The organism is Anaeromyxobacter terrae (assembly GCF_022690685.1).
Taxonomy (GTDB): domain Bacteria; phylum Myxococcota; class Myxococcia; order Myxococcales; family Anaeromyxobacteraceae; genus Anaeromyxobacter; species Anaeromyxobacter terrae.
Genome location: NZ_JALCYY010000098.1, coordinates 1 through 13,145 on the forward strand (window position 1 = coordinate 1; position 13,145 = coordinate 13,145).

17 protein-coding genes are annotated in these 13,145 nt (G+C 73.5%); 9 read left to right on the top strand and 8 right to left on the bottom strand.

Features of this window, described 5'->3' with window-relative positions:
* Positions 1-137 precede the first annotated feature (137 nt).
* Genes MNY62_RS24250 through MNY62_RS24260 form a run of 3 tightly spaced genes read right to left on the bottom strand, consistent with a single transcriptional unit; the run spans position 138 to position 2,079 of the window.
* Positions 138-563 carry a hypothetical protein gene (locus tag MNY62_RS24250; RefSeq protein WP_242346909.1) on the bottom strand — a complete coding sequence of 142 codons (426 nt, stop codon included), beginning with the start codon at positions 561-563 and terminating at the stop codon, positions 138-140.
* 26 nt (positions 564-589) lie between these two features.
* Positions 590-1,618: a zinc-binding dehydrogenase gene (locus MNY62_RS24255; protein WP_242346910.1), complete on the bottom strand. Its 1,029-nt coding sequence runs from the start codon at positions 1,616-1,618 to the stop codon at positions 590-592.
* Positions 1,619-1,635: 17 nt separating this feature from the next.
* Complete coding sequence (locus tag MNY62_RS24260; RefSeq protein WP_242346911.1) at positions 1,636-2,079, bottom strand: hypothetical protein; 444 nt, start codon at positions 2,077-2,079, stop codon at positions 1,636-1,638.
* Positions 2,080-2,197: 118 nt separating this feature from the next.
* Here MNY62_RS24260 and MNY62_RS24265 point away from each other — a divergent pair, with 118 nt between their 5' ends.
* Positions 2,198-2,611: an NUDIX hydrolase gene (locus MNY62_RS24265; RefSeq protein WP_242346912.1), complete on the top strand. Its 414-nt coding sequence runs from the start codon at positions 2,198-2,200 to the stop codon at positions 2,609-2,611.
* A gap of 88 nt (positions 2,612-2,699) precedes the next feature.
* The gene (locus MNY62_RS24270; RefSeq protein ID WP_242346913.1) at positions 2,700-2,876 is read left to right on the top strand and encodes an FmdB family zinc ribbon protein; all 177 of its coding nucleotides are present in this window, start codon (positions 2,700-2,702) and stop codon (positions 2,874-2,876) included.
* A 51-nt stretch (positions 2,877-2,927) separates the two neighbouring features.
* On the opposite strand, the gene msrB is transcribed toward MNY62_RS24270, so the two are convergent.
* On the bottom strand, positions 2,928-3,350 hold the full coding sequence (msrB, locus tag MNY62_RS24275; protein WP_242346914.1) for a peptide-methionine (R)-S-oxide reductase MsrB: 423 nt from the start codon (positions 3,348-3,350) through the stop codon (positions 2,928-2,930).
* Between the two features lie 121 nt (positions 3,351-3,471).
* Between msrB and MNY62_RS24280 the strand changes: the two genes are divergently transcribed.
* On the top strand, positions 3,472-3,963 hold the full coding sequence (locus MNY62_RS24280) for a peroxiredoxin (RefSeq protein ID WP_242346915.1): 492 nt from the start codon (positions 3,472-3,474) through the stop codon (positions 3,961-3,963).
* Entirely contained in the window at positions 3,963-4,181 is a 219-nt protein-coding gene (locus MNY62_RS24285) for a hypothetical protein (RefSeq protein WP_242346916.1), read from the top strand. Before MNY62_RS24280 ends, MNY62_RS24285 begins: the two co-directional genes overlap by 1 nt.
* A gap of 6 nt (positions 4,182-4,187) precedes the next feature.
* Here MNY62_RS24285 and ygfZ read toward each other — a convergent pair whose 3' ends face one another.
* The 4 genes from ygfZ to queG all read right to left on the bottom strand — a co-directional run bounded on the left by ygfZ (position 4,188) and on the right by queG (position 7,667).
* Positions 4,188-5,102, bottom strand: a complete 915-nt coding sequence (ygfZ, locus tag MNY62_RS24290; RefSeq protein ID WP_242346917.1) for a CAF17-like 4Fe-4S cluster assembly/insertion protein YgfZ — start codon at positions 5,100-5,102, stop codon at positions 4,188-4,190.
* A gap of 96 nt (positions 5,103-5,198) precedes the next feature.
* The gene (locus tag MNY62_RS24295) at positions 5,199-5,624 is read right to left on the bottom strand and encodes an energy transducer TonB (protein WP_242346918.1); all 426 of its coding nucleotides are present in this window, start codon (positions 5,622-5,624) and stop codon (positions 5,199-5,201) included.
* Between the two features lie 90 nt (positions 5,625-5,714).
* Positions 5,715-6,575 (bottom strand): DMT family transporter, encoded by an 861-nt coding sequence (locus MNY62_RS24300; RefSeq protein WP_242346919.1) that lies wholly within the window; start codon positions 6,573-6,575, stop codon positions 5,715-5,717.
* 69 nt (positions 6,576-6,644) lie between these two features.
* Positions 6,645-7,667: a tRNA epoxyqueuosine(34) reductase QueG gene (gene queG, locus MNY62_RS24305; protein WP_242346920.1), complete on the bottom strand. Its 1,023-nt coding sequence runs from the start codon at positions 7,665-7,667 to the stop codon at positions 6,645-6,647.
* 130 nt (positions 7,668-7,797) lie between these two features.
* Between queG and MNY62_RS24310 the strand changes: the two genes are divergently transcribed.
* The 5 genes from MNY62_RS24310 to MNY62_RS24330 form a co-directional block, all read left to right on the top strand.
* Positions 7,798-9,510 (top strand): PQQ-dependent sugar dehydrogenase, encoded by a 1,713-nt coding sequence (locus MNY62_RS24310; protein ID WP_242346921.1) that lies wholly within the window; start codon positions 7,798-7,800, stop codon positions 9,508-9,510.
* A 90-nt stretch (positions 9,511-9,600) separates the two neighbouring features.
* Positions 9,601-10,449 carry a DNA-methyltransferase gene (locus MNY62_RS24315; protein ID WP_242346922.1) on the top strand — a complete coding sequence of 283 codons (849 nt, stop codon included), beginning with the start codon at positions 9,601-9,603 and terminating at the stop codon, positions 10,447-10,449.
* A 63-nt stretch (positions 10,450-10,512) separates the two neighbouring features.
* Positions 10,513-11,355 (top strand): CDP-alcohol phosphatidyltransferase family protein, encoded by an 843-nt coding sequence (locus tag MNY62_RS24320; RefSeq protein WP_242346923.1) that lies wholly within the window; start codon positions 10,513-10,515, stop codon positions 11,353-11,355.
* Between the two features lie 186 nt (positions 11,356-11,541).
* Positions 11,542-12,669: a CarD family transcriptional regulator gene (locus tag MNY62_RS24325; RefSeq protein ID WP_242346924.1), complete on the top strand. Its 1,128-nt coding sequence runs from the start codon at positions 11,542-11,544 to the stop codon at positions 12,667-12,669.
* On the top strand, positions 12,666-13,145 hold a 480-nt coding region (locus MNY62_RS24330; protein ID WP_242346925.1), incomplete at its 3' end, for a hypothetical protein. The genes MNY62_RS24325 and MNY62_RS24330, both read left to right, overlap by 4 nt.

Here is a 13,145-nt window from a genome sequence, read left to right on the forward strand (position 1 = left end):
CGAGCGAAGCGAGTCCGCCGGGGCGCCACCGCGCTCGCGGCGAAGCCGCGCGCGGGGGCGCACGGGACCCGGCGAGCGGGGGTGGGGCCCCGGCGACGGCGGCCAGCCGTCGACGGGGCGGGGGGCGCAGCCCCCCGTTAGAAGGCGCAGCTCGTGGGGCCGCTCGCGACGACGAGCGTGTTCGGGATCGTGGTGTTCGTCGCCGGGTTGTAGACGAGGAGCTGGTACGTCCCGGGCTGCGAGGGCGCGGCGAACGTGCAGTTGATCGCGTTGAGGTCGCAGCCCGGCGGGCAGGAGTTCGCGCTCTCGCAGGCCTCGACCACCGGATCGAGCTGGATGACGCCGCTCGTCGTCGCCTGCGACATGTCCACGTCGCAGCTCGCGGCGGTCTGGTTGCAGGTCGGGCAGAGCCGGAGCGGCACCGTCACGGTCGAGCCGGGCGCGGCCGTGCAGCCTGCCAACGCGTCGACCCGCGGCGTCTCCGTCGGGCACTTCTCGCCGCAGGCGGAGAGCCCGACGGCGGCGGCGCAGGCGCCGATGGCGATGATGCGGCGAAGCCTCATGTCCCGTTCCCTCCTGGCCCGGCCCGTCACGGCTCGAGCACGATCTTGCCGAACTGCGCCCGCTCGGAGAGGAGCGCCTGTCCCTTCACCGCGTCCGCGAGCTTCAGGGTCCGGTCCACCACGGGCCGGAGCTTCCCTTCTCCCACGAGGCGCAGCACCTGCACGAGCTCGGCGGCGGTCCCCATCGTGGAGCCGAGGATGGAGAGCTGCCGGAAGAACACGTGGCGGAGGTCGGTGAGCGGGTCGTACCCGGTCGTCGCCCCCACGGTCACGATCCTGCCCCCGATCCCGGCGGAGAGGATCGACTTTTCCCACGTCTTCTTGCCCACGTGCTCGAACACCACCTCGACCCCGCGCTTGTCGGTGAGCCGCCTCACCTCCTGGACGAAGTCCTGGGTCTCGTAATTCACGACCTCGTCGGCGCCGAGCTCCTTCGCCCGCCGGAGCTTCTCGTCGGAGCCGGCCGTCGCGATGACCCGCGCGCCGTGGAGCTTCGCGATCTGCACCGCCGCGACGCCCACGCCCGAGCCGGCGGCGTGCACGAGGACCGTCTCCCCGAGCTTCACCTGCGCCCGCGCGACGAGGGCGTGCCAGGCGGTCATGAAGGTGAGCGGCACCGCGGCGGCCTCGACGAACGAGAGGTTCTCGGGCTTCGGGAGGACGTTCCGCGCGGGCAGGACGAACTTCTCGGCCATGCCGCCCGACACGTGCTCGCCCAGGATCGAGAAGCGCCGGCAGAGGTTCTCGTTCCCGGAGAGGCACCGCTCGCAGCGACCGCAGCCGAGGCTGGGGTTCACCACCACCGCGTCGCCGGCCTTCACGCCCTCGACGCCGGGCCCGACGGCCTCCACGACGCCCGCCACGTCCGACCCGAGCACGTGCGGGAAGGCGAGCTTGAGGCCCGGCCAGCCCTGTCGAACCCAGATGTCGAGGTGGTTCAGCGCCGCCGCCTTCACCGCCACCACCACCTGGCCGGGTCCGGGGGTCGGGTCGGGCAGCTCGATGAGGTTCACGACCTCCGGACCGCCGTGCTCGCGGATCGCGATCGCCTTCATGTCGTCCTCCAGTGGGTTCAGGGGGGGGTGGGCTGCCCGCGCAGGAAGCGGCTCGCGCAGATCTTGGCGTCGAGCGCGCTCGTGTTGGTGCCCCAGGCCGGGTCCTGCCGCATCACCCGCGCCTCGCACACGAGCCAGCACCCCTGTGGCCCGCACAGGCCGGGGTCATTGGGGTACCAGTAGTAGAACACCTGGCACTGCGGGTTCTCGGCGCTCGAGGCGGCGCAGGTGTCGTTGCCGCCCATGGGCGCGAGCGTCGTGATGCAGACGGGGCCCAGGACGATGGGGCCGTTGGAGCTTCCCACGGCGAACGACTGACCGGCGTCGCGGAGGGTCGCGCCGGACGCGACGAATCCCCTGCACTCCGTGGCGACTCGATCGAACGCGCGCTCCTCGTGGCTCGAGCCGCACGCCGCGACGACGAGGAGCAGCGCGAGGGCAAGGAGCCGCCTGGGGGTCATGCCGACACGATTACACGGTCCCCGCACGTGTGCCACGCGCCCGTGGGGGCAGGCGAGCGGCGTCGAGTCCCCGCGGGGATCTCGCCCCTTCTCCCACACCCCGCGCTACATTGGGTGCGTGATCGTTCGCATCGACGTCGTCCCGATCGTCCTGGAGATGCGCCGCGTGATCGTCGCCGAGATCGTCGGCGGCTATCACGGTCAGGCGCAGCTCGGCCGCTGGTGGCTCCCCTCCGGCCTGCTGGGCGAGGACGAGCAACCCGGCGACGCCGCGCGCCGCATCGTCAAGGCGCACCTCGGCCTCGAGCTCGAGGGCGCCGTCGTGGTCGGCACGCGCGCCGCGCCCGTGGGCGACGCGCGCCACCTCGCGCTCGTCGTGGCGGGCGCGGTGACGGGCGGCGAGCCCGCGCTCGGCCCCTCCGTCTCTGGATTCGCCGCGCGCACGCTGCCCGAGCTGCCCGACCAGGTCGGCTTCTGGCACCGCGACGACATCGCGGTCCTGGTGGCGCGCTACGAGAAGCTGCGCGCCTGACGCGCGCCGGCTCGCCCGCGCGTCACCCTGCGAAGGGCATGGCGCGCCCGGACAGGGAGCGGATCATCGCGCGAGGAGGTCCTGCGCGATGCCCGTCTACGAGTTCTTCTGCCGCAAGTGCCAGAAGCCCTTCACCGAGGTGATGCACGTGTCGGAGCACGACGCGGGCGTCGCCGAGTGCCCGGAGTGCCACAGCAAGGCCGACGTCGAGAAGCGGCTCTCCACGTTCACCGCGGTGACGAGCCGGAAGTCCGCCGGGCTGTGATCATCCGCCAGGCGCGCTGACTGCTCGTGAAGCCTCGACTTCCCCGTCGCGTCAGCGCTCGACGAGGCGGATCGCCTCGCCCTCCGGCACGTGCGTCATCGCCGCGGAGTTCATGCAGTAGCGGAGGCCCGTCGGCGGCGGGCCGTCGGGGAAGACGTGGCCGAGGTGCCCTTCGCAGCGCGCGCAGCGGACCTCGGTGCGCGCCATTCCGTACGAGCGATCCTCGATCTCGGTGAGCGCCTCCTCCGACACCGGCCTCGTGAAGGACGGCCAGCCCGTGCCGGACTCGAACTTCTCGCCCGAGCGGAAGAGCGGGTTCCCGCAGGCGGCGCAGACGTAGGTCCCGGGGTCCTTCGTGCCCAGGAAGCAGCCGGTGAACGGGCGCTCCGTGCCGTGGTGCCGGAGCACCTGGTACTGCTCGGGCGAGAGCCGCCTCTTCCACTCCTCGTCGCTCAGGATCAGCTTGCCGGGCATGGGGTCCCCTCCAGGGAGCTTCGGCGCCCGGCGGTCATAACGTCGCGCCGGTGCGCCTGCCCCCGCGCGCGCATTGCCCGCCCGCCCGAGGACCGCTAGGAAAGCCGTCGGAGAGCCCCGAATGAAGATCCCCCTCCTCGCCATGCTCCTCGGCTCCGCCGCCCTGAAGGTCGGCGACAGAGCCCCCGACTTCACGCTGCCCGACACCGACGGCGTGCCGGTCACCCTCTCGAAGCTGCTCCAGAAGGGACCGGTGATCCTGGCCTTCTACCCGAAGGCCTTCACTCCCGGTTGCACGAAGCAGAACGCGAACTTCCGCGACCGGTACGCGGACGTCGCCGCGAAGGGCGCCCAGGTCGTCGGCATCTCGACGGACGACGTCGAGACGCAGCGAAGGTTCAAGGCGGAGATGAAGCTCCCCTACCCGCTCCTCTCGGACGCGGGCGGCAAGGTGGCGAAGCAGTACGCCGGCACGATGGCGATCGTCGGCGTCGCGAACCGCGCCAACTTCGTCATCGGGCAGGACGGCACGGTGAAGGAGATCGTGGAGGGCGGCGACGCCGTCGACCCGACCGCGGCGATCGCGGCGTGTCCGCTCCGGAAGGGGACGTGATGAAGCTCCTCGACGCGCTCGTCGGCGGCCTACGCCGCCGCATCCTCGGCATCTCGCCGGAGGAGATCCGCTACACGTTCGAGGACGTGCGCGCGGAGATCCGCTCCGTCCGCGCGGAGCTGAAGCAGGAGATCGAGGCCGTCCGCAAGGACATCGACTCCCTGCCCTCGCGCCAGGACCGCCCCGCCGGACCGGAGATCCCGGTCGCGGAGGCGTGAGCGGGGCTACAGCTCCGGCTCCTCCACGAGCACCCTCCGGACGGTCGCCGGCTCTCCGCCGGCGTCCACGGTCGCCCCGCACCTCCAGTGGGCCCGGCGCAGGTAGCCGAGCCCCAGGCGGCCCTCGGGCGTCTCGGCTGCGCTCGTCACGACGCCGACCTCCTGACCCTCGGCGGTGAGCTTCGTTCCGGGGCCAGCGGCGGCGGGGAGCGTGAGCTGCACGAGGCCGCGCTGGAGGTGGCCGCGGGCGGTCGCGCGCAGCACGACCTCCTGGCCGATGTAGCAGCCCTTCGTGAACGAGATCGCGGCGCGCGTGAGGCCGGCCTCCATGGGCAGCCGTGAGGCGTCGACGTCCGCGCCGAACCGCGGGACGCCGCCGAGGATCCGGAGCGCCTCGAGGTCGGCGTCGTCGAGCGTCGCCGCGCCCTCCGCGACGAGCTCGGCGCGCAGCGCCTCGGCCTCCTGCGGCGGGAGGATCACGTCCACGCCCGGAGCGCCGCGCCGCGCGTGCGCGAGCCGCGGCGCTCCGGGCGCGCGCCCCTCGAGCCGGCGCGCCGCCTCCGGCCCGAGCACCGGCACGACGCGCAGCGCCGCCGAGAGGTCCTCGAACACGACCTCGTCCATGATGACGAGCCGCTCGAGGTGCGTGAGCGCGTCCGGAAGGGCCTGCGGTGCCAGGTCGAGCAGGAGCCCGTCCTCCTGGGCGAGCACGTGTCCCTCCGCGAGGAGGTGGCCCTTCGCGTTGAGGAACGTCGCGTACGCGGACTCGCCCGGCCGGAGCCGGTTGAGGTCCTGCGTGGACATCCGGTGCAGGTAGTCCTTCGCGTCCTTGCCGGTCGCGCGCAGCAGCGCGCGCGTCTCGACCGGCCCGACCGCGCACGCCTCGCGGGCGGCGCGGAGCTTCTCGGAGAGCGTCGTCACGCCGGAACGAATAGCGTTCCGGCAGACGGCGCTCAAGCCCGAGTCCGATCCCGCCCGTGGCTCGACGGGCTCACCACGATCCGACCGGCGTCGGCCTCAGCGCGACGCGACGGCCACCGGCGTGAAGGCCCCGACGCTCGCGACGAGCGCGCCTCCCGGGGGGCTCTCGAACCGGATCGGCACGCTCACGCGGCGCGCGACCGGCACGCCGGCGAGGTCCGTGGCCGGGGTCCAGGCGCAGCGCGACAGCGCCCCGCGGAACTGCGTCTCGAGCGGCTCGCGGGCGACGCTCACGTCCGAGGTGACGCCCAGGATCTTGCCGTCGTGCGACACGGTGAACTCGAGCGTGGCCTGGTCCGGAAGGTAACCCACCATCTCCCGCGGGATGCGCATCTCGTCCGCGAGACAGCCCGGGCGCTGCTCCACGGGGCGGGACAGCGAGATCTGCGGCGGCGCCGCGGCCGCCAACCCCGAGGCGAGCAGGACCGCAGCGACCGAGAGCCTCCACGGTGAGAGCGTCATGGATCGTCCTCCTCCTGCAGGATCGGACCCCATCCCGCGCGCGACGTGACGCGGGCGTCTCGGGTTCCCTCCTGGTGCCGGGCGAGGGCGTCAGCCGCGCTCGGCGAGGAGCACGCCCGCGAGCACCATCGCGCCGCCGGCGAGGAACGGACCGGTGAGCCGCTCGCCGTACGCCAGCCACGCGAGGAGCGCCGTGAGCACCGGCTGCAGGTTCGACCAGACGGCGACCCGGCTCGCCTGCGCCCGCGAGAGCGCCCAGTAGTAGAGCAGGTAGGCGACGACGCTCGTCATCACGACGAGATACGCGAGGCTCGCCCAGCCGATGGGCGTGAGCCGCGCGAAGCGGTGGACGTCCGACAGCGCGAGCCCGACCGGCAGGTAGAAGAGCGACCCCATCACGATGGCCGCGGAGGTGGACGCCGTCGCGCCGTAGCGCTCCGCGTAGACCTTGCCTCCCACCGCGACGATCGCCCAGGCGACGACGGCGAGCAGGATGAGGAGATCGCCCAGGAGCATCCGCGAGGAGCCGCCGAGCGCCACCGAGCCGCGCGCGCCGAGCACGACCAGCACTCCCGCGAACGCGACGGCGATGCCCGCGAGCTTGAGCGCGGTCGCGCGCTCGCCGAGCCGCAGGCGCGCGATGAGGAACACGAAGATCGGCGTGAGCGCGTACAGGAGCGCGGCGTGCCCGGGCGTCGAGAGCGCGAGCCCCGCGAGGAAGAAGCCCTGGTTCATCGGGACCGCGACGAAGCCGAGCGCGGCGAGGCCGAGGAGGTCCTTGCGCGCGATGCGGACGCGGCGGTGCAGGAGGATCGCGCCGAAGAGCAGGCCCGCGAACGTGAAGCGCGCGAGCGCGACCTCCCAGGGCGGCAGCTCGTCGAGCGCGCGCTTCGCGGCGAGGTAGGTCCCGGCCGAGATGGCCGAGTGGAGGAACATGACGAGGTGAACCAAGAGGGCGTCCCCGGGTCGGAGCGAGCGGGGGCGGACCTTAATCGACCCCCGCCGCGGGCGCACGCCCGCTCACCCGGCGAGCTGCTCGAGCGCCCACCGCGCCGCCGCGCGGACGCCGTCGTGCGGGCTCGCGAGGCGGGCGCGGACCGCGTCGAGGCGGCGGGGGTCGCCCGCCCGGCCAGCGGCGAGGAGCGCGTTCCGCACGAGGCCGTCGTAGCGGGCGCGGGCGAGCGAGGTGCCGTAGAAGCGACGCCGGTAGTCGTCCTCGGTGAGCGCGAGGAGGTCGTCGATCGCGAGCGCGGCCTGCTCGGGCCGCGGCGCGAGCTCCGGGTCCACCGCCGGGTGCGGGTGGCGGTTCCACGGGCAGACCGTCTGGCAAGCGTCGCAGCCGAACACCCACCGCCCGAACCGGCCGGCCAGATCGTCGGGGATCGCGCCGCGCCGCTCGATGGTCCAGAAGGAGATGCAGCGGCGCGCGTCCACGAGGGCGGGCTCGGGGATCGCGCCCGTCGGGCAGGCCGGGAGGCACGCCTCGCAGCTCCCGCAGCGCTCCGCGTGCGGCGGGTCCGGCGCGAGCTCGCGATCGAGGATCACCGTCGCGAGCAGCACCCAGCTCCCGTGCTTCTCGGTGATGAGGCAGCCGTTCTTGCCGACCCAGCCGATCCCGGCCCGCTCCGCCCAGGCCTTCTCCATCACCGGCGCGAGGTCGCTCGCCGCGAACGCGCGTACCTCGGGATCCCGCGCGCGCAGCTCCGCCACGAGGGCCTTGAGCTTCTTCTTCATGACGGCGTGGTAGTCGCGGCCGCGCGCGTAGCGGGCCACCTCCCCCGCGCCCTCCGGCGGCTCCGCGCCCGCGCCGTCGTAGCCGAGCGCGAGCGCGACGACGCTGCGCGCGCCGGGCAGGAGCCGCGCCGGATCGAGCCGCTCCTCGCGCTGCGTCCGGAGCCAGACCATGTCGGCCTCGCCGCCCATGGCGAGCAAACGATCGAGCGGCCCGGGATCGAGCCGCTCGGCGCGCGCGATCCCGCAGGCGACGAAGCCGCAGCGGCGGGCGGCGTCCTTCACGGAGGCGGCGTCGAGGGGCGGACTCACGCGGGGTCCTTCTTAATCCGTCTGCGACGCGGATTCGACAGGCGTGCGGGCCGCCCTTGGGGTTCGCCGACCGAGCGCCGCGGCCCGCCCGAAGCTGGCCGCCCCTGCCCCGCCCGTTAGTACGCTCGTCATGAGCCCCGTGCGCCCAGGCCTCGCGGTCCCGCTCCTCGCCGTCCTCCTCGCCGCACCGCTCACGGCGCGTGGCGCGCGCCCGTCCGGAGACGCGGAGCGCGGCGCGAGGATCTTCCGCGAGCGCTGTGCGCTCTGCCACGGCGAGGGCGGGGGCCGGGGGCCCGACCTCGCGGGCGTCGTGGGGCGCCGCGCGGGTTCCTACCCCGGCTTCGGCTTCTCGCGCGCCCTCCGAGACGAAGGGGCGCGCGGACTCGCCTGGAGCGCGCGCGCCCTGGACCGATACCTCGCCGCGCCGGGCAAGCTCGTCGCGGGGACGACGATGTCGCTCGCGACGCCCGACCCGCGCGACCGGCGCGATCTCGTCGCCTATCTCGCGACGCTCGCGGGGCGGACCCCTCCGGCGGAGGAGCGCGCAGATCGTCCGGCGCGGGCGGCGGCCGCGGGGGGCAGCTGGCGCGACGACGCACCCGGCGTCCGGCATCGCGTCACGGTGGACGGGCTGCCGCGGCCGAACGCGACGCCGTCGGCGAGCCGGTCGCCGCGGGTCGTCCGGGCGCCCCGTGACGCACGCCTCCGGGTGCCGCCCGGCTTCGTCGTGGAGCGCTTCGCGGAGGGGCTCGAGAACCCGCGCCTCCTGCGCGTCGCGCCGAACGGCGACGTCTTCGTCGCGGAGACCGGCGCGGGGCGCCTGCGGGCGCTCCGCGCGCGGGAAGGCGCGGCGCGCCCGGAGCGCGTCGAGGTCTACGCGACGGGCCTCGACGGCCCGTTCGGCATGGCGTTCCACCCTCCCGGCCCCGAGCCGCGCTGGCTCTACGTCGCGACCGAGAACGCGGTCGTGCGGTTCCCGTACCGGAGCGGCGACCTCGAGGCGCGCGGCGAGCCGGAGACGGTCGTGCCGCGCCTCGCCGACACGACCGGCGGGCACACCACGCGCGACGTCGCGTTCTCGCCGGACGGGAAGCGCATGTTCGTCTCCGTGGGGTCGGAGTCGAACGTCGCGGAGGACCTGCCGCGCAAGGCGCCGGACGCGATCCGCGCGTGGGAGGCGGAGCACGGCCTCGGCGCCGCGTGGGGCGACGAGGCGTGGCGTGCGGACGTGCTCGCGTTCGACGAGGCCGGAACGAGCCGGCGGCCGTTCGCGAACGGCCTGCGCAACTGCGTCGGCCTCGCGGTCCACCCGCGCACCGGCGACCTCTGGTGCACGGTGAACGAGCGCGACGGGCTCGGCGACGACCTCGTGCCCGACTACGTGACGCGCGTCCGCGAGGGCGCGTTCTACGGCTGGCCGTGGCTCTACCTCGGCGCGCACGAGGACCCGCGCCATCGCGGCGCGCGCCCCGACCTCGCCGAGAAGGTGACGATCCCGGACGTGCTGCTCCAGGCGCACTCAGCGGCGCTCGGGCTCGCGTTCTACGACGCCCGGCCGGGCGCGGCGGCGCGCTTTCCGGAGGCGTGGACGGGCGACGCCTTCGTCGCGCTCCACGGCTCCTGGAACCGGAGCGAGCGCACCGGCTACAAGGTCGTGCGGGTGCCCCTCCGCGACGGCGTGCCGACCGGCGAGTACGAGGACTTCCTCACCGGGTTCGTGGTGGACGACGCGCGCGTGTGGGGTCGGCCCGTCGGCGTGGCGGTCGCGCGGGACGGGGCGCTCCTCGTCAGCGAGGACGGGAACGGGACGATCTGGCGGATCACGTACCGCGGGGAGCGGTGAGGGTCCCGGAGACGCGCGCTCCGCGACGGATCAACCCTGGGTGTGGCCGAAAACTGGCGATATCGATCGGCGGCCCTACGATTCATCGATATGGCTCGACGGCTGGCGCTTCACGCGTGGGACGGTCTGCCGAACACGGCAGAGCAGGGGAAGGGGTGGGCGCTCGTGCAGGGGGACTGCATCGAGGCGCTCGAGGCGCTTCCGCCGCACTCGGTGGACGTCGTGTTCGCGGATCCGCCCTACATGCTCTCGAATGGCGGGACGACCTGCCAGAGCGGGCGGCGGACGAGCGTGAACAAGGGAGGCTGGGACGCCTCGCGCGGCATCGTCGAGGACCACGCCTTCCAGACGCGCTGGCTCACCGCCGTGCGCCGCGTCCTGAAGCCCAGCGGCACGCTCTGGGTGTCGGGCACGCAGCACGTGATCTTCTCGATCGGCTTCGCGATGCAGGAGATCGGCTACCACCTGCTCAACACCATCACCTGGTACAAGCCGAACGCCTCGCCGAACCTCGCCTGCCGCTTCTTCACCCACTCGACCGAGATCCTCCTCTGGGCGAGCCCGATGAAGACGCGCCCGCTCGGCCACCGCTTCAACTACAAGGCGATGAAGGCGGAGAACGGCGGCAAGCAGATGCGCGACCTCTGGCAGATCCCGCAGCCCGAGGGCGAGCAGGTCGTCTGGAGCGTCCCGACGCCCGGCCCGCGCGAGAAGGTCCACGGCCGCCACCCCACCCAGAAGCCGCTCGCGCTGCTCGAGCGCGTGCTCGCGTCGAGCGCGGCCTCCGGCGATCTCGTCCTCGATCCGTTCTCCGGCTCCGGCACCACCGGTGTCGCCGCGGTCCAGGCGGGTTGCCGCTTTCTCGGCCTCGAGCGCGACCCGGCGTACATCGACCTTGCGGCCCGGCGCATGCGCGCTGCCCAGCTCGACCCGGAATGAGGTAGACTGCGCGCCCCTCGCGGTCTCGACGCAGGTTTGCCTCCAGTGGATAAATTGTCGCCCGTGACACCTTCTGCGGCAGAGGCCCTCGCTCCACTGCTGGGGCTCGTCGCGTTCCTGTTCTCGACGCTCGTCTACTACTCGATCAAGGCGGCGATCTTCGGTCGCAAGCGCGAGGCGTACATCGAGAACCGCGAGCGGACGATCCTCGCGAAGCTCTTCCAGGAGTGGTGGATCTGGCTCTGGACGCCGATCGAGCGCTTCTGCCTGCGGCTGCGGATCTCGCCAGACGCCATCACCACCGCGGCGACGTTCGTCGTGGCGGTCTCGGCGGTGCTCATCGCCTTCGGTCACTTCTCGCTGGGCGGCTGGGTCTTCCTCTTCGGCTCGAGCTTCGACTTCATCGATGGGCGCGTCGCGCGGGCGACGGGTCGGGTGAGCCGCGCCGGCGCGTTCCTCGACTCGACCCTCGATCGGGTCGGAGAGCTGTTCTTCTTCGGGGGCCTCGCGGTCGCGTACCGCGACTCGTGGGTGCTCTTCGCCGCGCTCGTCGCCGCGGGGGCCTCGACCGTCGTCTCGTACGCGCGGGCGCGCGGCGAGGCGGTGAACGCCGGCGCCACCGTCAAGGTGGGCGGGATGCAGCGGCCGGAGCGGATCGTGCTCACCGGCATCCCGTGCGCGCTGACGCCGATCTTCGACCTCGCCTTCGGCGTCGGGGCCGGCCGGACGGCCGTCTCGGTCGCCCTCGCGGTGCTCGCGGTCCTCACCACGCTCACCGCCATCCGCCGGACCTGGTCCATCTACCACGCGCTCCGCGTGCAGGATCCCACCCCCGCGCAGCCGCCCTTCCGGCTCGCGGACGTCTTCGGCCTCGAGAGCGCACGCCGCAAGAAGGCGGCGCGGTAGCCCCACCCCGGCGCGCTCGGCCGACGGCCGTCACCGGGCGCCGTCGTTAAGATCGGACTGCACGAGGCGACGCCGCTCGAGGCGCGTCTACGCAGGTTCGATGCTCACGACCCCTGAATTCACGACGTTGGATGCCCGAAGCGCGGCGATTGCCGCTCTCCGGGTCGCATGGTAGGAGGGGAAGCCGTGAGAGGCCCGCCCCCCCGCCACCCCGACGAGCAGCGCGAGCAGCTCCCCGCCGTCGAGGGCGTGATCGCCGACGCCGCCGAGCTCCAGCCCGGCAACCGAGTCGTCTACCCGAACCAGGGCGTCTGCGAGGTCGTGGGCGTCGAGGAGAAGGACATCGCCGGGCAGAAGCTCCAGCTCGTGCGGATGCGGCGCGAGGAGGACGGCGCCGCGGTCCTCGTCCCCAAGAACAAGGTACCTTCCATCGGGCTCCGCCGCGTCGCCACCGGCGAGCAGATCGAGGGCGTGTTCCACTTCCTCGCCGCGCAGTTCGAGGATCCCGAGCTCGACTGGAAGGTCCGCCATCGCGACAACGCCGACCGGCTCATCGCCGGAGGCGTGCTCGGCGTCGCCGAGGTCGTGAAGGGGCTCCACTCGCTCTCGCGCATCCGGCCGCTGCCGGCCAAGGAGCGCGAGCAGTACGACAACGCGCGCCACCTGCTCGTGCACGAGGTCGCCGTCTCGCTCGGCGTCCCGCCCGCGCTCGCCGAGGACTACATCGACTACGCGCTCATGCCCCCGGCGGGCGTGAAGTTCGACCTGAAGCCGCCGCCGACCCCGGTCCTCCTGCCGTCGCGCCCCAAGCGCCGCCGCCCCGCGGCGGCCGAGGAGGAGGAGGGTATCGGGGATCTCGGGCTCGCCGATCTCGGGCTCGGGGACCTCGATCTCGGCGAGGCCCTCGCGGCCGTCCCCGAAGGCGAGGCGGCCGAGGGCGAGGGCGCGGAGGGCGCCGAGGGGGCGGAGGGCGAGGGCGCCGAAGGCGAGGCGCCGGCAGAGGGCGCCGCCGAGGAAGGCGCCGAGGTCGCGCCCGAGGCCGAGGAAGAGGAAGAGCCCGCGCCGAGGAAGGCGCGCAAGGCGGCCGCGCCGAAGATGCCCGCGCCGAAGGCGGAGAAGCGCGAGGCGAAGCACGCCGTGGCGAAGGAGCCGCGCAGGAAGGTCGAGAAGCCGGCGAAGGCCGAGAAGCCCGAGAAGCCCGCGAAGAAGCCCGCCGCCCGGAAGGTCGCCGCGCCTGCGAAGAAGGCCGAGAAGCCGGCGGCGAAGAAGGTGGCCCCGAAGCCCGCGGCGAAGCGCGGAGGGAAGAAGAAGTGATCCGCGTCGTCACGCTCGAGAAGATCGATCCCGCCGACATGGCGTTCCTCACGGCCACGCTGTACCGGGCCTTCGGCCTCGGCACGGAGCACGCCGGGGATCGCCCGGTGCCGCGCGACGCCGAGATGGACGACGGCCGGCTCGACGCGGTGAAGTTCCTGCAGGACGTCGCGCCGGTGCGGACGTTCGCGGACGACAAGGTGCTGTACATCACGGCCGCGCCCCTCGCGCTCCCGCCGGGCCCGCTCGGCGAGCCGCCCTGCTGGGGGTTCTCCCAGTACGGAGGCGAGCGCGCGGTCATCACCACCTCCAAGCTGCCCGAGCGCGGCGTCACCGAGGCGTCCATCGAGGTGTGGCGCCGCCGGCTCGCCCGCGAGGCGATTCACGCCATCGGGCACCTCTGGGATCTGCACCACTGCTACGACGCGAAGTGCGCGATGCATCCGTCGTGGTCGCCGGCCCTGCCGGCGAACCCC